General features: G+C 61.2%; 18 protein-coding genes and 1 pseudogene. 2 read left to right on the top strand and 17 right to left on the bottom strand.

Going from position 1 to position 21,702, the window contains the following annotated elements:
- Window positions 1–10: 10 nt before the first annotated feature.
- The 7 genes from cyoE to hmpA form a co-directional block, all read right to left on the bottom strand.
- Complete coding sequence (cyoE, locus tag BLQ09_RS27645; RefSeq protein WP_027607620.1) at window positions 11–898, bottom strand: heme o synthase; 888 nt, start codon at window positions 896–898, stop codon at window positions 11–13.
- An 11-nt stretch (window positions 899–909) separates the two neighbouring features.
- The gene (cyoD, locus tag BLQ09_RS27650) at window positions 910–1,251 is read right to left on the bottom strand and encodes a cytochrome o ubiquinol oxidase subunit IV (RefSeq protein WP_010206434.1); all 342 of its coding nucleotides are present in this window, start codon (window positions 1,249–1,251) and stop codon (window positions 910–912) included.
- The gene (locus tag BLQ09_RS27655; RefSeq protein WP_010206435.1) at window positions 1,251–1,877 is read right to left on the bottom strand and encodes a cytochrome o ubiquinol oxidase subunit III; all 627 of its coding nucleotides are present in this window, start codon (window positions 1,875–1,877) and stop codon (window positions 1,251–1,253) included. The genes cyoD and BLQ09_RS27655 overlap by 1 nt, the downstream gene beginning before the upstream one ends.
- A 3-nt stretch (window positions 1,878–1,880) precedes the next feature.
- A complete protein-coding gene (cyoB, locus tag BLQ09_RS27660; protein ID WP_027607621.1) occupies window positions 1,881–3,899 on the bottom strand; it encodes a cytochrome o ubiquinol oxidase subunit I in 2,019 nt (672 codons plus the stop codon).
- A 3-nt stretch (window positions 3,900–3,902) separates the two neighbouring features.
- A complete protein-coding gene (cyoA, locus tag BLQ09_RS27665) occupies window positions 3,903–4,844 on the bottom strand; it encodes a ubiquinol oxidase subunit II (protein ID WP_027607622.1) in 942 nt (313 codons plus the stop codon).
- Window positions 4,845–5,638: 794 nt separating this feature from the next.
- Window positions 5,639–6,145 (bottom strand): disulfide bond formation protein B, encoded by a 507-nt coding sequence (locus BLQ09_RS27675; protein WP_027607623.1) that lies wholly within the window; start codon window positions 6,143–6,145, stop codon window positions 5,639–5,641.
- A 166-nt stretch (window positions 6,146–6,311) separates the two neighbouring features.
- On the bottom strand, window positions 6,312–7,493 hold the full coding sequence (gene hmpA, locus BLQ09_RS27680; RefSeq protein WP_092359292.1) for an NO-inducible flavohemoprotein: 1,182 nt from the start codon (window positions 7,491–7,493) through the stop codon (window positions 6,312–6,314).
- A gap of 147 nt (window positions 7,494–7,640) precedes the next feature.
- On the opposite strand from hmpA, the gene norR reads away from it, so the two are divergent.
- On the top strand, window positions 7,641–9,185 hold the full coding sequence (gene norR, locus BLQ09_RS27685; RefSeq protein ID WP_092359294.1) for a nitric oxide reductase transcriptional regulator NorR: 1,545 nt from the start codon (window positions 7,641–7,643) through the stop codon (window positions 9,183–9,185).
- A gap of 65 nt (window positions 9,186–9,250) precedes the next feature.
- Here the strand turns inward: norR and BLQ09_RS27690 are convergent, their stop codons facing one another.
- On the bottom strand, window positions 9,251–10,162 hold the full coding sequence (locus BLQ09_RS27690) for a DMT family transporter (RefSeq protein WP_027607626.1): 912 nt from the start codon (window positions 10,160–10,162) through the stop codon (window positions 9,251–9,253).
- Window positions 10,163–10,300: 138 nt separating this feature from the next.
- On the opposite strand from BLQ09_RS27690, the gene BLQ09_RS27695 reads away from it, so the two are divergent.
- Window positions 10,301–11,173 (top strand): helix-turn-helix domain-containing protein, encoded by an 873-nt coding sequence (locus tag BLQ09_RS27695; RefSeq protein WP_027607627.1) that lies wholly within the window; start codon window positions 10,301–10,303, stop codon window positions 11,171–11,173.
- On the opposite strand, the gene BLQ09_RS27700 is transcribed toward BLQ09_RS27695, so the two are convergent.
- The 9 genes and pseudogenes from BLQ09_RS27700 to BLQ09_RS27740 form a co-directional block, all read right to left on the bottom strand.
- Window positions 11,170–13,671 carry a LuxR C-terminal-related transcriptional regulator gene (locus BLQ09_RS27700; protein ID WP_092359296.1) on the bottom strand — a complete coding sequence of 834 codons (2,502 nt, stop codon included), beginning with the start codon at window positions 13,669–13,671 and terminating at the stop codon, window positions 11,170–11,172. The two genes, BLQ09_RS27695 and BLQ09_RS27700, sit on opposite strands and share 4 nt — an antisense overlap.
- A gap of 243 nt (window positions 13,672–13,914) precedes the next feature.
- Complete coding sequence (locus BLQ09_RS27705) at window positions 13,915–15,273, bottom strand: DUF1329 domain-containing protein (RefSeq protein ID WP_027607629.1); 1,359 nt, start codon at window positions 15,271–15,273, stop codon at window positions 13,915–13,917.
- 26 nt (window positions 15,274–15,299) lie between these two features.
- Window positions 15,300–17,081 (bottom strand): DUF1302 domain-containing protein, encoded by a 1,782-nt coding sequence (locus tag BLQ09_RS27710; protein WP_081744486.1) that lies wholly within the window; start codon window positions 17,079–17,081, stop codon window positions 15,300–15,302.
- Window positions 17,082–17,563: 482 nt separating this feature from the next.
- The gene (locus BLQ09_RS27715) at window positions 17,564–18,475 is read right to left on the bottom strand and encodes an SDR family oxidoreductase (protein WP_092359299.1); all 912 of its coding nucleotides are present in this window, start codon (window positions 18,473–18,475) and stop codon (window positions 17,564–17,566) included.
- 95 nt (window positions 18,476–18,570) lie between these two features.
- A pseudogene (locus tag BLQ09_RS32060) lies at window positions 18,571–18,684 on the bottom strand (outer membrane lipoprotein carrier protein LolA); the annotation flags it as partial.
- Window positions 18,685–18,712: 28 nt separating this feature from the next.
- Window positions 18,713–19,615, bottom strand: a complete 903-nt coding sequence (locus BLQ09_RS27725; protein ID WP_027607632.1) for an alpha/beta fold hydrolase — start codon at window positions 19,613–19,615, stop codon at window positions 18,713–18,715.
- Window positions 19,615–20,397, bottom strand: a complete 783-nt coding sequence (locus BLQ09_RS27730; protein ID WP_027607633.1) for a class II aldolase/adducin family protein — start codon at window positions 20,395–20,397, stop codon at window positions 19,615–19,617. Before BLQ09_RS27730 ends, BLQ09_RS27725 begins: the two co-directional genes overlap by 1 nt.
- Window positions 20,398–20,550: 153 nt before the next feature.
- A complete protein-coding gene (locus tag BLQ09_RS27735) occupies window positions 20,551–21,237 on the bottom strand; it encodes an LrgB family protein (protein WP_065939017.1) in 687 nt (228 codons plus the stop codon).
- Complete coding sequence (locus BLQ09_RS27740; protein ID WP_027607635.1) at window positions 21,227–21,613, bottom strand: CidA/LrgA family protein; 387 nt, start codon at window positions 21,611–21,613, stop codon at window positions 21,227–21,229. Before BLQ09_RS27740 ends, BLQ09_RS27735 begins: the two co-directional genes overlap by 11 nt.
- Window positions 21,614–21,702 lie beyond the last annotated feature (89 nt).

A 21,702-nucleotide genomic window follows, 5' to 3' on the forward strand; every position in this document is an offset into this window, starting at 1 on the left:
ACTCAGACACTCAGTGGGCGTAGGTCAGCAACAGCTCTTTCGGCACTTGGAAATCCAGGGACATCATCACGCTGAGCGCGGTGATGGTGAAGATCGAGAACACGAACAGCTTGCGCGCCCAGACGGTGTCGTCCACCGCCTTGTAGCCGGTCCAGGCCATGTACAACCAGTACATGCCCATGGCGGCGGCGACGGCAAGGTAGCTCATGCCGGCGTAGCCACTGAAGGTCAACATCAAGGTCGCCACGAGGAAGGCCAGGATGTAGAGCAGGATGTGCTTCTTGGCGACCTGGATGCCACGCTTGACCGGCAGGACCGGAATCGAAGCAGCCAGGTAGTCGTTGAAGCGGAAGATCGCGATGGCGTAGGAATGCGGCATCTGCCACAGGCTGAACATCACCAGCAGCACCAGCGCAGCCATGTCGAAGCTATTGGTCACAGCCACATAACCAATCACCGGCGGCATCGCCCCCGACAGACTGCCCACCAGCGTGCCGTGCACCGACTTGCGCTTGAGGTACAGGCTGTAGAGACCGACGTAGATGACAAAACCGATCACGGCAAACAACGCCGCCAGCGGGTTGGCCACCTGGTACAACAGGGCCACACCGGCAACACCCAGGACGGTCGCGAAGATCAGTGCCAGTTTCAGGGAAATCAGGCCCTGGACCAGCACGCGATTCTTGGTGCGCTCCATCTTGATGTCGATGTCACGGTCGATGCAGTTGTTGAACACACAGCCGGAAGCCACCACCAGGGACGTACCGATCATCGCAGCCAGGAAGATGGCCAGATCGACATGTCCCTTGGAGGCCAGGAAGAAACCGCCCGCCACAGAAAGCACGTTACCGAAAATGATCCCCGGTTTGGTGATTTGGATAAAGTGCTTAAGCGACATCGGGTCTTACCTCACTTCGCCATCATGAACGTATGGATGCTGAACATGATCCATATCGACAGGCCAACCAGCAGCAGGATTACTAAGCCTGCGAACACGAACGCAATCACGTTATCGCGCTGCTCTTTAGAGCGATCCAGGTGCAGGAAGTACACCAGGTGAACCAGAACCTGAATCACCGCGAACGCCAGTACGATCATCAAAGTGATCGACTTCGGCAGGGTCGGGTACATCACCAGACCGAACGGGATGAGCGTCAGGATTACCGACAGGATGAAGCCGATGGCGTACGACTTAACGCTGCCGTGGCTCGCATCATGGCTGTCATGGTCATGGGAGTGTGCATTAGCCATTACAGAGTCCCCATCAGGTAAACAACGGTGAAGACGCAGATCCAGACCACGTCCAGGAAGTGCCAGAACAGGCTCAGGCAGCTCAGGCGAGTCTTGTTGGTGTTGGTCAGGCCGTGTTTATTGACCTGATACATCATCACCGCCATCCACAGCAGGCCGGCCGTCACGTGCAGACCGTGGGTACCAACCAGCGTGAAGAAAGCCGACAGGAAGCCGGAACGGTGCGGGCCGTAGCCTTCGGAGATCAGCAGGTGGAACTCGTTGATCTCCATGCCGATGAAGCCCAGGCCGAACAGGAAGGTCAGTGCCAACCAGCTCAGGACGCCTTTCTTGTTGCCCTTGTAGAAGGCCAACATGGCGAAGCCGTAGGTGATCGAACTGAACAACAGCAAGGCGGTTTCGCCGAGCACGTAAGGCAGTTCGAAGATGTCGTGGCCCGACGGGCCACCCGCAACGTTGTTTACCAGTACCGCGTACACCGCGAAGATCGACGCAAACAAGATGCAGTCGGTCATCAGGTAGAGCCAGAAACCGAAAACGGTCATCGGCCCCGAGTCGTGGTGATGGTCATCGTGCCCATGGTCATCGACATGGGCGTGTCCAGCATTGGTCACTAAGTTCGACATGGTTTAAGCCTGTTCCAACGAGGTTTCTACACGGTTGGCCGGGATTTTCTTCTCGGCGACCAGGCGAGCGTGCTGCTCGGCTTCGATGCGCTCGATCGTTTCGACCGGCACCATGTAGCCTTGATCATCACGTGCTGCGTGGACAATGAAGTAGCCGATGGTGCCCACCAGGCTCACGATTGCCAGCCACCAGATGTGCCAGATCATCGCGAAACCGAACACGGTCAACAGCGCACCCATCACCACGCCAGTAGCGGTGTTGCTTGGCATGTGGATCGGTTCGTAGTGCTTAGGTTGCTGGTACGCAGTACCGTCTTCCTTGGCTTCGGTGAACGCATCAATGGTGTTCGCAGTCGGGATCACGGCGAAGTTGTAGAACGGAGGTGGCGACGAGGTCGACCATTCCAGGGTGTGGCCATTCCATGGGTCGCCGGATTCGCAAGCGTTCTGCTTACGGTCACGGATGCTCACGTACAGTTGGATCAACTGGCAGGCGATACCCACAGCGATCATGAGTGCACCAAACATGGCGACGTACAGGTACGGCACCCACTCAGGGTTGGTAGTGGCGTTCAGACGACGGGTCATGCCCATGAAGCCCAGTGCATAGAGCGGCATGAACGCAACGAAGAAGCCCGAGATCCAGAACCAGAACGCAGCCTTGCCCCAGCCTTCGTGCAGCTTGAAGCCGAACGCTTTCGGGAAGTAGAAGCTGAAACCAGCGATGTAGCCGAATACCGCACCACCGATGATCACGTTGTGGAAGTGCGCGATCACGAACAGGCTGTTGTGCAGCACGAAGTCAGCACCCGGGATGGCCAGCAGTACGCCGGTCATGCCGCCGATGGCGAAGGTCACCATGAAGCCCAGGGTCCACAGGACCTGGCTGGTGATGCGCAGACGGCCGTGGTAGATGGTGAACAGCCAGTTGAATAGCTTCACCCCCGTCGGGATGGAAATCAGCATCGTCGCCAGGCCGAAGAAGGCGTTGACGCTGGCCCCCGAACCCATGGTGAAGAAGTGGTGCAGCCACACCATGAAGCCCAGTACGGAGATTGCGCCCGATGCGTAGACCATCGAGTGGTGACCGAACAGGCGCTTGCCGGTAAAGGTCGAGATCACTTCGGAGAAGATACCGAACGCTGGCAGGATCAGGATGTACACCTCAGGGTGACCCCATGCCCAGAACAGGTTCACGTACATCATTGGATTGCCACCAAGTTCATTGGTGAAAATGTGGAAATCCAGGTAACGGTCAAGCGACAGCAGCGCCATGGTAGCGGCCAGGATCGGGAACGACGCCACGATCAGGACGTTGGCCCAGGTGCAGGTCCAGGTGAAGATCGGCATGTCCATCAGTTTCATGCCAGGGGCGCGCATTTTCAGGACGGTGGCCAGGAAGTTGACCCCCGTCAGCGTCGTCCCGAGTCCTGATAACTGTAGCGCCCAGATGTAGTAGTCCACACCCACGCCAGGGCTGTACTGGATGCCCGACAATGGCGGATACGCAACCCAACCGGTCTTGGCGAATTCGCCGACCCCCAGGGAAACGTTGATCAGCACCACGCCGGAAACCAGCAGCCAGAAGCTCAGGGAGTTCAGGAACGGGTAGGCAACGTCACGCGCACCGATCTGCAGCGGCACTGCAAGGTTCATCAGGCCGGTGAAGAAAGGCATCGCCATGAAGATGATCATGATCACACCGTGGGCGGTGAAGATCTGGTCATAGTGTTCAGGCGGCAGGTAGCCAGGCGAACCTTCGGTGGCCATGGCCAACTGGGTACGCATCATGATGGCGTCGGCAAAACCACGCAGCAGCATGACCATGGCAACGATGATGTACATCACGCCGATTTTCTTGTGGTCGACCGACGTCAGCCACTCGGTCCACAGGTAGGTCCACTTCTTGAAATAAGTGATTGCTGCAAACAGTGCCAGACCACCCAGCGCGATCATGGCGATGGTAATCATCACAATCGGCTCGTGGAACGGGACCGCATCCCAACTTAATTTACCAAACATCGTTTACTCCTCTGCCCCAGCAGTTGAATGCGAGCCCGTGTCAGAACCTTCAACCGCGGCCACTTCTTTCTTCTCGTGCTTGACCGGCTTGCCTGGCTTCATACCTTCGTACTTGTCGACGATTTTCTGAAACAGGTTCGGCTCATACGCGGAGTACAGGGCGACTGGGTTGTTCTGGCTTGGTTTGGTCAGGGCGTCGTATTCAGCTTGATCAAGCTGTTTAGGTGCGGCCTTGACTTCGGCTACCCAGGCGTTGAAATCTTCCTGGCTCGTCGAGATCGCTTTGAATTTCATGCCGGTGAAGCCAGCGCCGCTGTAGTTCGCGGAGATGCCTTCCATTTCAGCTTTTTCGTTGGCGATCAGGTGCAGTCGGGTCTGCATGCCTGCCATCGCGTAGATCTGACCGCCCAGGGCAGGGATGAAGAACGAGTTCATCACGGCGTCGGAGGTGATCCGGAAGTTAAGCGGGGTGTTCTCAGGGAAGCGAATCTGGTTAACCGTGGCGATACCCAGGTCCGGGTAGATGAACAGCCACTTCCAGTCCAGCGCGACCACTTCGATGTTGATCGGCTTGACGTCGGACTCCAGCGGACGGTACGGGTCCAGCTCGTGGGTCGACTTATAGGTGATGTAACCCAGGGCGATGATGATGAGGATCGGGACCAGCCACACCGCGATTTCGATCTTGGTGGAGTGCGACCACTTAGGCGCGTAGGTCGCGCTGGTGTTCGACGCGCGGTATTTCCAGGCGAAGGCAAAGGTCATGATGATCACAGGCACCACGACCAACAGCATCAGCAGGGTGGCAGTGATGATCAGGTTTCGTTGATCCAGACCGATCTGTCCTTTTGGGTCCATCAAGGTCCACTTGCAGCCTCCCAGCATTAACATCATGCCAAGCAGCGGCAAAAAGCCTAGTAATCGGGGGTACCTGTTTTTACTCATCTCACGACCTCTAAAGCAGCTTGCGCAATGCAGTTGGGTTTTGATCGCCAACACTTCACCCTGCCAAGGGTTGGCATTTCTCTTCGATTGAATAAGAGCCTGCCCGGCACGCCATATAACGGAGCGTTTCACGGACCTGCGGTGAGTTCTTATTCGATTTCGTGGTTAAAGGCCTTGTTACAGACCAATTCCCTTTGGTGCGGATAGTTGAAAGGCTGCCGGAACCTTGGGGTCGCACAGAGCCGTCCATCTGCCCCTCGACCGCTCCAGTGCTCAAAGATTGAGCAGCACCGGACATTCAGTGCGGGCGATTGTAGTTAGCTAGCGATGTATAAACCATGTCTTATAAAGAAATAATTTTTATCGATTACAGCAATAATCCTTCACCAATATTGCAATGGTTCGCGATCTTATCGCGTTCGATTCTCAACAAAAACCACAAAAATTGCCGTGTTATAGGGCAAACCGTCACAGCCCTTACCCCCCGTAAGGGCCTACGAAACCTATGCAACCCCCCATAAAACAAGGCATTCGGACATCACTCAAAGCCTTGTACGACGTGAGGTACGTGGCGGCGTCCAAACCACGAACTGACAGCACATCCTGGAGGCTTTTTGCAAATTTAAGCGCTGGTTTGGCGGGTCAGGAACGTCCTGCGGCGGCTTCCGTGTGACAACATGTCGCACACTGCGCGCAGCCAAAATTGTCCGGCGTCACGCTCTGTTCACAAAAGCCTACATGCAAAAACGCCCCGGCCTTCCTTGAAGAAAGACCGGGGCGTTTCACTGATGGGTTCAGCCTTTGTGGCGGCGATTGCGATAGATGCCCAGGGGCACCAGGATGACCGTCAGCACGAACGCCACCAGCGCCCATTGCGCCAGGGACAGGCCCAGCACCGGCGGGTATGGGGTGCTGCAGAAGCCGTCGACCTGGAAGCCCAGCGGGAAGACCTTGGCCAGGGGCAGGTCGTCGACGATAGGTTGCAGTACATCGACGCCGCAGCTCACCTGCGGGAAGAACTGGGTGTACACATGGTGACCGGCCGCAGCCACCCCACCGAGAGCGCTGAGTACCACCAGGCCTTCGAACAGCGTGAGGGCGCCCTTGGTGCGCATGGCGGCACCGATGAACGCGAAGATCGCAATCAACAGCAAGGCATAGCGTTGCAGGATGCACAACGGGCACGGCGCCTCGCCCAACACCACCTGCATGTACAACGCCCCACCGATCAGCGCCAGGCAGATGATGCCCAGCAACACCAGAAAGCGCCGCTCCCTGCCTAAACGCAATTCGTCACTCATCCCCGTATCCCTTTGTTTGGTTGTGCCAATGGCCGCAAGTTTACACACAGAGAGTGGTTTAAACAGAGAGGGGTTAACAGGGGATTAATCGAGAGGAACAGAGATCCAAATGTGGGAGAGGCGAGCCCCCGCCCACATTATTTTGAACAGTGTGAACCTTCAGGTCCTATTCCAAGGCAGCCGCCGGGCCGAAGAATTCGTAGCGGCTTTGTTTCTCGGGTACGCCCAGGGCCTTGAGGTGGCGCTTGATCGCCGCCATGAAGCCTTTAGGTCCCAGGAAGTACGCGTCCAGGTCACGCTGCTCCGGCAACCATGCGGCCAGTTGCTCCTGGCTCAACAGACCGACTTTATCCGCCGCCGGGCTCACGCCATCGTCCTCGGCATAGCAATAAAAGCGCTTGAGCTGCGGGTGCTTGGCTGCCAGGCCGTCGACCCAGTCACGGAACGCATGCACCCCGCCATTGCGCGCGCAGTGGATAAAGTGCACCGGACGCTGGGTGGCCAGTGCGGCCTCCAGCATTGGCAAGGTTGGGGTGATCCCTACCCCGCCGCTGATCAGCACCAGCGGCTTATCGCTGGCCGCCAGGGTGAACTCGCCCGACGGCGGAAACAGGTCAATCGTCGCACCGACCTGCAACTGGTCATGCAGGTGATTGGAAACCCGCCCGCCGGCCTCGCGCTTGACGCTGATGCGGTATTCACCCCCATCACTCAACGCCGACAGTGAGTAGTTGCGGCGCACTTCCTCACCGTCGAGCACCAGCCTCATGCCGATGTATTGGCCCGGCGCGGCCGCGAGGATCGCCCCGTTGTCCGCCGGCGCGAAATAGAAGGAAGTGATCTCGGCGCTCTCCTCTACGCGCTTGACCACAGTGAACGCCCGCGCACCGCGCCAGCCGCCGGGGGCCTGGGCTTTCTCTGCGTAAATAGCGGCTTCGGCACCGATCAGGATGTCCGCCAGTTGGCCGTACGCGGCGCCCCAGGCATTCATCACCTCAGGGGTGGCGATCTCACTGCCCAGCACCTCGGAAATCGCCCGCAGCAAGCAAGCGCCCACGATCGGGTAATGCTCCGGCAGGATCTGCAAGGCGACGTGCTTGTTGATGATCTTCGCCACCAGGTCGCCCAGTTGGTCGAGCTGGTCGATATGCCGCGCGTACATCAATACGCCATTGGCCAGGGCGCGGGGCTGGTCACCGCTGGCCTGGTGAGCCTGGTTGAACAGCGGGCGAACCTCAGGGTACTCGGAGAGCATCATGCGGTAGAAATGGGTGATCAGCGCTTCGCCGCCGCTTTCCAGCAGGGGCACGGAGGATTTGACGATGGCACGGTCTTGGGCACTAAGCATGGGAGCCTCCTGGGCTTCTTTACTGATTGCCCTTAGCTACTCAGTATTCATGCCAACTTATAAATCCTTTAATTTCAATAAGTTGAACATTATGTAGTCAGTATGACCTCCTACACCTTATAGTCTTATGGACTACAAGGAGTCATTATGACTGCACACTCGCTGCTCACCACCCTGCTGCCGCTGGTCGCCGACCTGTCGCGGGAACTGCCCGAAGGCGAACGCTATCGACGCCTGCTGCAAGCCATGCGCGCCCTGTTGCCGTGTGATGCGGCCGCCCTGCTGCGCCTGGACGGCGAGTCGCTGGTGCCGCTGGCGGTGGATGGCTTGAGCGCGGACACCCTGGGCCGCCGCTTCAAGGTCAGCGAACATCCGCGCTTCGCCGTGTTGCTCAGCAGCCCTGGGCCCACACGCTTTGACAGTGACAGCGAATTGCCCGATCCCTACGACGGCCTGGTCGATGGCGTGCACGGCCACCTGGAAGTCCACGACTGCATGGGCTGCCCGCTGTTTGTCGACGATCTGCCCTGGGGCCTGTTGACCCTGGACGCGCTGGACACCGAACGCTTCGAACGGGTGGAACTGGACGCCCTGCAAGCCTTCGCCAGCCTCGCCGCCGCCACGGTCAACGTGGCCGAACGTATCGAACGCCTGGCGTTGCGCGCCGAAGACGAACACCAGCGCGCCGAAATCTACCGCCAGGCCAGCAGCCAGCAGCACAAGGAAATGATCGGCCAGAGCAAAACCCACAAGCGCCTGGTGGAGGAAATCAAGCTGGTGGGTGGCAGCGACCTCACGGTGCTGATCACCGGCGAAACCGGGGTGGGCAAGGAACTGGTGGCCCAGGCCATTCACGCGGCGTCGTCCCGGGCGGACAAACCGCTGATCAGCCTCAACTGCGCGGCCCTGCCGGAAACCCTGGTGGAAAGCGAGTTGTTCGGCCATGTGCGTGGCGCCTTTACGGGCGCGCTGAATGAACGGCGCGGCAAGTTCGAGCTGGCCAATGGCGGCACGCTGTTTCTGGACGAAGTGGGCGAACTGTCCCTGAGCGTGCAGGCCAAGCTGCTTCGGGTGCTGCAAAGCGGCCAGTTGCAGCGCCTGGGCTCGGACAAGGAACACCAGGTGGACGTGCGCCTGATCGCCGCCACCAACCGCGACCTCGCCGATGAAGTGCGCAACGGCCGCTACCGCGCCGACTTCTACCATCGCCTGAGCGTGTACCCGCTGCAAGTGCCGGCCCTGCGCGAGCGCGGGCGTGATGTGTTGCTGCTGGCCGGCTTCTTCCTCGAGCAGAACCGCTCACGCATGGGCCTGGGCAGCCTGCGCCTGACCAGCGATGCCCAGGCGGCGCTGCTGGCCTATAACTGGCCGGGCAATGTGCGGGAGCTGGAACATTTGATCGGCCGCAGCGCGCTGAAAGCCCTGGGTAACTGTCGCGAACGCCCGAAGATTCTGAGCCTGAGTGCCCAGGACCTGGATTTGCCCGACGTCAGCACGCCAATGATCGAAGCACCGGCAGAAGCAGCCCTGGCCGTCACCGGTGACCTGCGCCAGGCCACCGAGGACTACCAGCGCCAAGTCATCAACGCCTGCTTGGAACGCCACCAGCACAACTGGGCCAGCGCCGCCCGCGAACTGGGCCTGGACCGCGCCAACCTCGGCCGGATGGCCAAGCGTTTAGGGCTCAAATAAACCAGACAACTCGGTCAAATGTGAGAAATGCAGGAAATGTGGGAGGGAGCTTGCCCCCTCCCACACTAGACCTGCTTTGCCTGAAGGATCGGATTCACCGGCTGAGCCACCTTGGGCTTACGAAACACCAACACATTCCCCAGCATCACCAGTACCAACCCCGCCAACGCCGGCGCGGTCCACTGGTAGCCTTCGGCAAACGCCGACACATTCAGCGCCACCACCGGGAACAGCACCGTGCAATACGCCGCACGCTCCGGCCCCATGCGCCCGACCAACGTCAGGTAAGCGGTAAAACCGATCACCGACCCCGGAATCACCAGGTACCACAACGCACCGATGTACCGTGCGCTCCAGTCCATCTCAAACGGAATACCGCGCACCACGCAGTAGGTCGCCAGCATCAACGAACCATACAACATGCCCCAGGCATTCGTGGTCAGCGGCCTCAGACCGGCCTTCTGCTGCAGGCTCGAGAGCATATTGCCCGCCGAGAAACACATCGTCCCCAGCAACGCCAACCCCAACCCCAGCAAGGTCTGCGGGCTGGCGGTATGCCCCACCAGTTCCGGCCAGAACAGCAGGCCCAAGCCGGCCAAGCCCAGGCTACCGCCCATCAACACATTGCGTGCCACCCGCTGGCCGAAAAACACCCGGGCGTTCAGCGCATTCCACAGCGTGGCCGTGGAAAACACCACCGCCACCAGGCCGCTGGGGATCCATTGGCTGGCCGTGAGAAAGCACATGAAGTTGACACAAAACAGGCACAACCCCTGGGCCAGGCAGATGAGGTGCCCGCGCCGGTTCATCACCTGCAACTTGCGACTGACCAGCAGCAACGCAAACAACACCAGGGCCGCCAGGCCGAAGCGGTAGACGATGGACACGGGAATCGCCACCACGCCAAGCTGCCATTTGAGGGCGATCCAGGTGGTGCCCCAGATCAGCACGGTAAGTAGATACAGGGAAAGGTTCATAGCGGGCTCCATCGATTGAGCCACAGTGTCGCCTTCAACCCGGGCAAGGCTCTTGCACAATCTTGCGCTTTTGTCGGGCGATGGGATCACAGCGCCAGCCTCGCGGAGTAGGATGCAAGGCGTCGGAGAACACACACCATGCCAGACCTGGAATCCCTGCAAGTCTTCCAAGCCCTTAACCGCTCGCCCAACGCACGCCTGGAAGCCTGCGCCGAGCTCGGTGACGGCTTGTCCGCGGCCTTGTGGAGCAACCATCACGATTCCCAGGACTACCAGGCGCCCAGCCATCACACCTTGTCCTGCTATGTCGGTGGCGGCACCGGCACGTTTCGGCGCGACCGGCCGGGCACCAAGGGCGGCCCCGACAAGCTGTGCATCCTGCCTGCCGAGCACCAATCGGCCTGGGTGATCAACGGTGAAATCCGCCTGGCCCACGTGTATTTCAGCCCGGAACAATTTGCCCTGGGCTGCGTTACCCTGCTTGATCGCGAACCGCGCGCGCTGGAACTGCGGGAAAGTACCTTCCTGGAAGACCAGCGCCTGGCCCGACGCTTCCACCAGTTGATCGCCCTCAACTGGGACGAACCCGCCGAACGCCTGCTCACCAGCAGCCTCGCCCATGAAATGCTCAGCCACACCCTGCTCAGCCAGGTGGGCGCCCGCGAAGGCCTGCGGTTGAAAGGCGGGCTGGCCGCCTACCAACGACGGTTGCTGGTGGACTACATCGACCAGCACCTGGAAGACCCCATCAGCCTTGGGCAACTGGCTGGGTTGTGCGCGCTGTCGGAGTACCATTTCGCCCGGATGTTTCGCCAAAGCTTCGGCCTGCCGCCCCATCAGTACCTGCTGGCGCGCCGGCTGACCCGCGCGCAAAACCTGCTGCGTGGCGGCGCCCTGCCGTTGGGCGAGATTGCCTTGCTGTGCGGTTTTTCCAGCGCCAGCCACTTTACCCATCGCTTCCGCCAGGCCATGGGCGCGACGCCCGGCGAATACCGTCAGGCGTTCATCTAAACCATCAGGCCCAAGGTCTTGGCCTTGGCCACCGCCTGGGTGCGCCGCTCTACACCGAGCTTGCTGTGAATGCGCCGTGCGTGGGTCTTGACGGTGTGCAGGGAGATAAACAGGCGGTCGGCAATCTCCAGGTTGGAACTGCCGAGGGCGATCAGTTGCAGCACTTCCAGTTCGCGCTGGCTCAAGGGGCTTTCCACCGTGCCCGGGGTTGATGCCTGAGGCTCCAGGCCCAGCTCACTCAGCAGTCCCGGCGCGCGCAGACGCAATTCGCGAATCGCTTGCTGCACCTGGCAACGCGCCGCCAGCTCCAGGCCGGCTTGCAGCGAGCGGCGCGCCAGGGCCGGATCACCCAACTGCCAGGCGACTTCGCCCAGCACCAGGTGCAGTTCGATTTCCAGGCACAGCATGCCGCGCTGATGGGTGGCTTGCAGCAACGCGTGGAGCCGTTCCAGCGGTTGCTCGGCGCAGCCCAGCTTCACCTCCGCCAGCACCAACAGGTATTCAAGACGCGGGATCAGTTCCAGGGTGGCCGGCGGTGCTTGTTTGGCCTGGGGCCCACGGAAGTGACGCAGCACGCGGCGCACCGCTTCCACGGTCAATTCGGCGCGCCCCTGCTGCAACCAGAAGTGCCCGCTGACCAACAGCAGCACCGCGCGGTACACCGTGTCCGGCACCTGGCGTTGCTGCATCAGCCGCTCAGCCTCACGCAACTGGACAAAAGCCTGGGCGTAATCGCCACGGTTGGCAGCCAACAGCGCCAGGCCGAGAAAGCCGTAGAGCACGCGCTTGTCCTGGCTGTGCAGGCACATCTTCAAGCCCGTGTCGAAACACTCGGCGGCCAGGCTGTCCTGGCCCTGGCGCAAGGCCAAGTGCCCGCGTCGCAAGGCGATACGCCCCACCAAGGGGCCGGCCTTGAGCCGCTGTTCAAGCAACATGGCCTGTACATTTTCCAGCAGGCTCTGGGCCCGGTACGGTGCCCCGCGCTGTTCCAGCAGTTGAGCGTGATCCAGTTCAAGCAGCGCCTCCAGCAGCAACGAACCCTGGGCGCGCGCCAGGCACAGCGCTTCGCGGTTCAGGCGTTGGGCCACGTCCAGTTCGCCGCGCAACAAGGCTTGCTGGGTCAGGCCCGACAGGCACATCAGCCGCGAGGTCCACGCGCTGTCGGGCAAGGCCTGCAGCGCCTCCAGAAAATGCAGGCGCGAGCCCTCGGCATCGCCGCTAAGATGCAGCAGCCAGCCCCATTGCGCCTGCCAGCGCGCCAACAAATACCGCTGCTGCGCCGCCGTCGGTTGCGGGGCAAACCGGGCCAGTTGATCGATGCACACCGCCGCCTGTTCGAAGCGCCCGGCAAACAGCAACGCCGCCGTCACCAGCCCCACCAGTTGTGCCGAGCCGAGCATCAACTCATCGCCATGTTGCTCATGCAGGTGCAACAGCAAGACGGCGTTCTGCTGGCGGAACAGGTCCTCGAAACTGAAATGCTGCAACAGGCTCACCGCCATTTCATATTCTTCGGCCAGCATCGCCTGTTCGAAGGCGGCCTGCCAGTCCTGTTCGGCGCAGAACCATTGGCAGGCGCGGCGATGCCAGGAGCGTTTGGCCGGCCAGGGCTCGTTTTGCATCAACTGCGCCAGGGGCGGAAAAACCTGCAGCCAGTCGGTGTCTTCCCACGGCTGGATAAAGGCGCCGAGCACCTGCAGATCCCTCAGGTACTGGTCACCGTCACCCGCGCCGAACAAGTGCTCGCACAGGCCGGCGTTGAAGCGCGGCAGATGGGCCAGCACGCGCCAGGCCTCCGCCAGCTCCGGCGGCAATGTGCTGAACAGTTCGTGTTGCAGGTAGTCGAGCAAGGTCTTGTCGGGGTGCCCATCCCCCAGCAGGGCGATGCGCACGCCCGCGCACCAACCGGCGCTGAACTGCTGCACGCTGTCGACCGAATGCCCGGGGGCATGGCTGAGCAGTTGCTGGATTTCCCCAGGGCTGAAGGCCAGTTCGGCGCCACATTCGAGCAACTCATCGTCGAGCAGCAGGCGCGGCCAGTTGCACGCCGGTCGCCGCCGTGCGCCCAGCCACCAGGTCAGGGCCGGGCTGCTGGCGGTGAGCAGGCGGTCGAGCAAGGCGTCGGTGTCGGGCGTGGGCAAGCGGCAAAAATCATCGAGGAACAGCCACGCCGAGGCCTGCCAGCGGCTGAGGTCGAGCAGCAAGGTGGTTTCATCGGTAAACGTCAGGCCCAGGTTTTGCGCCAGCCGCAGGCACAGATCGAGGGGGCTGAGCACCGCGCCATTGAGGGGCAACCAGTACACCTGGCAACCCGCAGGCGCCTGCAACGCACATTCGGCGAGCAGCGCGCTCTTGCCACTGCCGCCGGGGGCGCAGAGTAATTTGACCCTGGCCTGGTCCGTCAGCAACGGCTCGGCCAGGCGTGGGCGCAGCAAATGGTGAGCGGACAGCCGGGGCATGAATCCAGGACGGTCCAGGCAGCGTGTCATGGCAGTCATTGCTGCATCCTGCTTTTTTATTGTTATGCAACCTGATGCTTACCCTAGTCCTGTGGCGGGTGGTTGTTGAAGAAGTATTCAGCGGGGTGATTGAAGGCCATGCACAGAACCCCATGTGTACAAAACCCACTGTGGGAGGGGGCTTGCCCCCGATGAGGGACTGTCAGTCACTGGATTGGTTGACTGATACACCGCCATCGGGGGCAAGCCCCCTCCCACATTTGATTGCATTTCATATTGGGATCAGCGCACGCCTTCAGCCCTCAACGCCGCCGGGGTGTAGTCCGCTGCCTTGGCCGCAAAGCCGAACACGAAGCTGCTCTTCTCCTCGTTCTTCATGCCCAGTGCGATGTAGCGTCCGGCAATGATGTCGTACAGAGTCTCGACGGTGTAGGCCGGCACCTGGTGGTCGTAGTAGAACTGCGCATGGCCTTCGGCGACGCGCCACAGTTGGCCACGACCGTCGTAGTGATCCACCAGCGCGACTTGCCAGCTGTCTTCGTCGATGTACATGTGGCGCTTGGCGTAGATGTGCCGCTCGCTCGGCTTGACCGTGCCGACCACTTCCCACACGCGGTGCAGTTCGTAACGGGTCAGGTCCTGGTTGATATGACCGGCCTTGATGATGTCGTCGTACTTGAGCGACGGCGAATCGAGCTTGTAGCTGTTGTAGGGGATGTACATCTCTTTCTTGCCCACCAGCTTCCAGTCATAGCGGTCGGGGGCGCCGGAGAACATGTCGAAGTTGTCGGTGGTGCGCAGGCCGTCGGATGCGGTGCCCGGGCCGTCATAGGACACTTGCGGCGCGCGGCGCACGCGGCGCTGGCCGGCGTTGTAGATCCAGGCCAGGCGCGGCTCCTTCACCTGGTCGAGGGTCTCGTGCACCAGCAGCACGTTGCCCGCCAGGCGCGCCGGGGCGGTCACCGATTGCTTGAAATAGCTCAGCACGTTGGCCGCCTTGGCCTGGTCGATATCGGGAATCGCCTGGGGCACCGCCACTTCCTCCTCGAAGCGGATCGGCGTGTAGCTGCCATTGGTCTGCGGGGTGGCCTGGGTGATGATGCGGCGCAGGTTGCCACCGTGGTAGCGGGTGATGTGGTTCCACAGCACTTCCACGCCATTCTTGGGAATCGGGAACGCGTAGTAACGGTTACCGGTGAAGTTTTCCAGGCCGTTGCCGTCGTTGATCGTCTTGACGTTCAGCGCGCTGCGCTTGATCGACTCGTAGATGTCCGGTGGCAGGTTGACCGTACGGTGGCTCGGGTACACCGGGATCTTGTAGGTCTCGGGGTAGCGCTTGAACATCGCCACCTGGCCGTCGGAGAGTTTGTCCTTGTACTTGTCCACCGTGGCGGCGGTGATCACGAACAGCGGTTTTTCATTGGCGAACGGGTCGGCGAGGAAGCCCTTGCTGTCCACCGCGCCGGCGTTTTTCGGGATACCGCCGGTCCAAGCCGGGATCGAGCCATCGGCGTTGCCGGCTTTTTCGGCGCCGACCGGTGTCAGGGTGGTGCCCAGCTTGGCCGCCTCTTCCGGCGACACCGCCGCCATCACGTGGGAGGCCAACAGGCTGAGGGCCAATACTGCAATTGTCTTACGCATGGATTCTTGTCCTTCTTTAAGCCAAATCAGAAGTTCACGCCGAAGCTGAGGGCGAGGAAGTCGCGGTCGGTCAGAGTGTTGTAGTCGCCGCCAAAGAAGTCGGTGTAGCTGAGGCTGGCGGTGTAGGTGCTGCGATAGTCCGCATCCACGCCGACGCTGATGGCCTTGGCGCCTTTATTGAAGATCCCGTTGGGCCCGTAGCCGGCCACGTCATGGGACCAGGACAGGTTGGGCTTGAGGTTCACCCCGGCAATCGCATTGTTGTAGTCGAGGATCGCCCGCGCGCGGTAGCCCCAGGAGGTGGAGGTGACGAAACCGTCGGTGTCACCCTGGAAACCATAGGCGCCGTACACCGAGTCGCGGCCGTAACGCAGCTTGGATTTATCCTCCAGGCCGGCCACATGCACCACGGCCGCTTCGCCCACCAGGGTCAGGCGTTCAGCGCCCAGTACCTGGTCGAAGAACTGGGTCATGGTACTTTGGATCTGGGTGATTTCCTTGCGGCGGTAGCCCTTGTTGTCGGCGCCGAAGGAGGAACGGATCGGCGATGCCGCATTGCCGGCAATCGGGTTGATCAGGGCCAGGGTCAAGTCAGTGGTGTTGAGCTGCACCGGTGCATTCGGGCGGTAGCTGATCTCGCCGGTCCACGCCGTGCCGGTGGGCAAGGTGGTGGAGAAGCTGGCGCCGAACAGGCGGATGTCTTCCGGATAGTCGAGGTAGTACTGGCCACGGCCAAGCATGGTGCTCTGGGCCAGGGCCGAACCGAAGCCCGCCGGAGCGGCCGCCGCGATACCACCGATGGTCGCCAGATTGGTGTTGGCGGTAATCGTGCCCACAGTCGGGGTGCGGCTGTGGTAGTTCATGAAGTACAGGCCGTACTCCGTGTCATCGCCCAGCCAGCGCAAGGCTGCGCCGAATTGGCCGGAGTCCCGTGCATCGCGGTCACCGGCACGCTGCACCACCACACCTTCGCGGGTCACCACAAAGCCTTGGCCGCGAGCCGCTGCGATCGGTTGGAGCGGTGCAATCGCCGGACTACCCACCGTGTAGTTGCCGGTGCAGCCATCCGCCGCCACGTCATTGCCAAAGAAGGTGCCGCAGTTATCCAGCACCGTCTGGTCCCACTCCAGCTGGTAGAAGCCTTCCACGGTCAGTTGGTTGGTCAGGCTCTGGGACGCAAACAACATGTTGACCGGGATCAGCCCTTCCTTGATCTCGGCACCGGGCCGACGGAACGCCGACACGTCAATCGGGTTGATGCTGTTGATGGAGTTGCCGATGAAGGTACTTTCGCCCCAACTGACCACCTGCTTGCCGGCACGCACGGTGCCCGGCAGGTCGCCCAGGGAGTAGTTGTGGTAGACGAACGCATCGAGGATCTGCGCACCGCTGGACTTGGCGCCTTCCTTGCGGTTGTGGTCGCTGATCTGCTTGAACTCGCGGTCTTCGTCCTTGAGTTCGAAGTCGTACCAGTACTTGCCGCGCACGAACACACCGGTGTCGCCGTACTTCAGCTCCAGGTCATGCAGGCCTTTGAAGATCTTGGAGAAGGTCTCACCCTTCTTGAAGTTGAGACGCCCGTCATCCCCCGTGGAAGCCTGGCCCGTGCCACCATTGACGGTGCCCACGAGCTTTTTATCGGCATCGCGCATGCCCCAGCTCGAGCCGACCGACAGCGAGGAGTCGAATTGCCCTTCGATCTCGCCGATGTTGAAGGAAACAGCCTGTGCCTGGGCACAGCAACCCAACGCAACCGCAGCGGCCAGCGCCTGTGGCGTGAAGATGGCGCGCATTGTTGTTTTTGTCATGCGTCTTCCCCGGTGAGTGACAGAAGGCCTCACCCTACTGCCGCGCATCAGGAGCGATAAGCGCACCAAGGAGGGATTCGCTCTATCGCTCGAAAGGATGACAAGCCGCTCTGGCCGGGGTGCGGGCAGCCCCATGGATTGGGTGGATGGCGGGCTATCAGGGGAATGGATGGCTTGCCCTGAAACTGTTGCGCTTTCAGTAACAGTCCTTGTCATGAATCGGGATTACTCATTTTGTAACAACCGACTATTCTTGCCTGGCTTTCAGGGCAAACAGCCCGCTTCCCCCTCGGGAAGAACAGCCAGACTTGAATGGATTGATGCCTGTTTTCAATCTGTTACCTGTGTTCACTGACGTTGATTTGTCGCTCCTTGATCCAACGTCTGACTTCAGCCGCTGCGTTTGCAGCGGCTTTTTTTTGCCTGAAATAAAACGGGGCGCCATCAGCGCCCCGTGGGATTCAAGCTTTTTCAAGCAACGATCACAGGCTGTACTTCTGCAAGTTCGCCATCATCTCCTTCAGCGCTTCGATGTTGTCGTTGGGGTGGGCTGCGCCTTCAAAGTCGCAGATCTGCGCCCAATGCGCCGCCACGTCATCGGGGGAGAACCCGGCTTCAGGGTCGAAGCCTACGCCCAGGCTGCGTTCCCAGCGGGTCTTGCCGATCCAGCCGCCACCCACCTCGAACAGCCCGGACGTTTCCTGGCACGCTTCGCTGCCCAGGTACACCACCAGCGGGCTGACCAGTTCCGGCTTGAGGCGCTCGAACACTTGCGGCGGGATCAGGCCTTCGGTCATGCGCGTACCGCCGGTAGGGGCAATCGCATTGACCAGGATGTTGTTCTTGCGCCCTTCCAGGGCCAGGGTGCGGGTCAGGCCGTACAGCCCGAGCTTGGCCATGCCGTAGTTGGACTGGCCGAAATTGCCGTAGATGCCCGAGGTGGACGCGGTGAAGATCACCCGGCCGTAGCCTTGCTCACGCAGGTGGGGCCAGGCGGCGCGGGTGACTTTGTAGGCGCCTTCGACATGCACGCGGTAAACCAGGTCCCAGTCGGCGTCGTCCATTTTGTGGAAGGTTTTGTCACGCAGGATGCCGGCGTTGTTGACCACTACGTCGACGCGACCGAAAACGTCGAGGGCGTTCTGGACGATTTTGTCACCGTCGGTGACAGAGTCATGGTTGGCCTCGGCGACACCGCCCGCAGCACGAATCTCGGCGACCACCCGGTCGGCGGCGGAGGCATTGGCGCCCTCGCCCTGGGTAGAACCGCCGAGGTCGTTGACCAGGACCTTGGCCCCGTGCCTGGCGAACAGCAGCGCATGGGCCCGGCCCAATCCGCCGCCGGCACCGGTGACGATCACGACCTTATCCTGGAACTGCACTGACTCACTCATACCAAACTCCGCTGGCGACAATGGGAATGGTTCGAGTGTCCGGCAACGCGCCTGCGGTCACAATAAATACGGCGGAGTCTGAATGGTGCTCGATAAGGCTGGGGGATGATGACTCGTCTCTCTGTAGGAGCGAGCTTGCTCGCGAAAAATCCCAGAGCGCCGCGTGGTGTCAGGATTCCCACGTTATCGTTGACGATTTTCGCGAGCAAGCTCGCTCCTACAGAAAAGGATTCGGGATCAGGAATAGGCCACTTGCGAGGCCGGCTGCCCGAGCCGATCACGAAAGGCCTGGTAGTGCCTGAGCACCTGCACCGGCGCCTCGATCTGCGGGTAGTGGCCGATATTGGCCAGCAACACCGTGTCGGCGTCGGGCACCAGTTGCTGGTAACGCTCGACCATATGCGCGCCGGAGATCGGGTCCACTTCGCCGTCGATCACCCGCAACGGCACTTCGCCGCGCTGCATCGCGCCGACCCAGCGATCACGCAGGCGACGGCGCTGGGGGACGTAGGCGATCAGTTTGTGCAGGATGCGCGTGCCGCCGTTGGCATTGATCAGGCTCCAGAAATCATCCAGCGCACTTTCACTGGGGCGGGTGTCGGGGCCGAATATCTGGCCGAAGCTGTCAGACAGGGCACTTCGCCCGAAGGCGCGGCCGATCATCCAGCCCAGGGGGCTGAGCAAGAGTTTTTGCACCAGCGCCAGGCGATGGGTTTCGGGGAACAACCCGCCATTGAGGAACACACAGCTGGCCATCTCAAACCGGCCTTCGTAGTGCCGGGCCAAAAGTTCCTGGGCGACGCTATCACCGTAGTCGTGGGCCAACACATGCACCGGCTGTTCCACCCGCAAGTGTTCGAGCAGGGCCTGTTGCAAGTCAGCCTGTTCCAGCAGGCAGTAATCGTGGTCCAGCGGCTTGGCCGAGTCACCGAAGCCGAGCATGTCGCAGGCGATCACCAGGTGCCGCTGGGCCAGGGGTTGCCATAGGTAATGCCAGTCCCAACTGGCCGTGGGGAAGCCATGGATCAGCAGCAGCGGTTCGCCCTGCCCGGCCACCCAATAGCGAAGGGTACGGCCGCGAAAGACGAAATCCTGGCCACGCTTGCGCCAGACTCTGAGCGGGATTTCGGCGAGTGGCATCAGCGGTTATACCCTGGGTCTTGCAGGTCCAATTTGCGCAGCAAGGCCGGCCAGGCCAGCGCGCCGCCCATGCCTTGGGCGCTCTTTGTGACAGCCGCCACCATCGCCTTGGCACCGGCAAGAATCTGCGGCCCGATGGCGATCAATTCGGCGCCGCCGCTCTGCGCCAGCACCTGAATATCGCAGGCGCGCTGGAAGGTGAACATCATCAGAAAGGTGTCGGCAATGGTACTGCCGCAGGTCAGCAGGCCATGGTTGTGCAGCATCAGGAAATTGCTATCCCCGAGGTCGGCCTGCAGGCGGGCTTTTTCTTCGTGGTTCAAGGCCACGCCTTCGTAGGCGTGGTAGGCCAGGCTCGACAGCACGAAGAGCGATTGCTGGCTGATGGGCAACACGCCCTGCTTCTGCGCAGCGACGGCCACACCCGCGGCCGTGTGGGTGTGCAGCACGCACGTCACATCATGGCGAACTTCATGGATGGCACTGTGGATGGTGTAGCCCGCCGGATTGATGTCGTAGGGGCTGTCCATCAGTTTGTTGCCGGCCAGGTCGACCTTGACCAGGCTCGACGCGGTGATCTCGTGGAACATCAGCCCGTAGGGGTTGATCAGGAAATCATCGGTGCCCGGCACCTTGGCCGAGATATGGGTAAAGATCAGGTCATCCCAGCCATGCAGCGCCACCAGGCGATAGCAGGCCGCCAGGTCGACGCGGGTCTGCCATTCGGCAGCGCTGACCTGGTCTTTGACATTCTGCGGCGATAGAACGGGGGCTAGGCTCACGGCGATGACCTCCTTGGCGCACTGTCTTATTGTTGTTTTTTTGTGTGATGGGCCAGTCTAGTCAGACCTCATGGCCGCCGGAGTTGCCTTGGCAGCCAGCTTGATGACCGAGCGGGTCAGTTCAGAGAATAGTTGAAGTTTGTTTAAAGCGCGTCAGAGAAGCGCCGCCAGAAAAGGCACGGCAAACAGGTTGAGCAACCCCGTCAACACCATCACCAGGCCGGCGACCGAGCCCTCTTCGCCACCCACTTCATGGGCGCGGCTGACACCCGCACCGTGGGCGCCCACGCCAAACAATGCGCCACGTGCCAGGGGTGTCCGCAGCGGCAGCCATTTGAGCAAGACACCACCGAGCATGGCGCCGAACACACCGGTGAACATCACGAACACCGCCGTCAGCTCCGGCACGCCACCCAGGTCGGAAGACACCGGCATGGCGAACGGTGTGGTGATCGAGCGCGGCACCAGCGACATCGTCACGGCGCTGTCCAACGCCAGGGCTTTTGCCAGGCCGAACGAGGTCGCGATCGACGCCACGCTGCCCGCCATCATGCCCAGCAACAACGCTGGCCAGTGCCGCGCCAGCAAGCGGCGCTGCTGCCAGATCGGCACGGCAAACGCCACAGTCACCGGGCCCAGCACCAGCATCAGCCAGTGGGTGTCGGTGGCGTATTCGGCATAGGCGGTGTGCATCGGCACGGCCACCGCCAGCAACAGTGCCGGCACCAGGATCAGCGGCGACAGCAGGTAGCGCCCGGTACGTCGGTAGAGCCAGCGGCTGAATACGTAGGCGCCCAGGGTCAAGGCGAGCCAGAACACCGGCATCAGCTCAAGCTTCATGGCGCAACCTCCAGCGGCACACCGCTTCTACCGTAAACGCCGTGACCAGCATCACCGCCAGCGTGCTCAAGCCGATCACCAACAGGATGCGCCAGCCATCGTTGCGCAGCAGGCCACCGTAATCGAGCAGGCTCATCAGGGCCGGGATGAAGAACAGCAGCATCTCGGCCATCAACACCCCGGCGCCCAATTGCAGTGCCGCCGGTTTGACCAGGCCGCTGGCGAACGTTGCCAGCAACAGGCCCAGGCCCACCACGCCACCGGGAATGGGCCAAGCTAGCCAGCTCGCCAACTGGGTGCCCAGCAGATAAATCGCGAGCAGCACGACCAGTTCAGTCAGCAAACGGCCAAGGTGTTTGAAGGGAAAACGTTTCATGGGCTTTGGGTCCTCGCAGGCCCCCATTTTAGAGCGAGGCCTTTCATCCCCACAGCGAATTGTTAGACTGCCAGCCATTCCAAACTGGA

Source organism: Pseudomonas sp. NFACC25 (genome assembly GCF_900100935.1).
Taxonomy (GTDB): domain Bacteria; phylum Pseudomonadota; class Gammaproteobacteria; order Pseudomonadales; family Pseudomonadaceae; genus Aquipseudomonas; species Aquipseudomonas marginalis.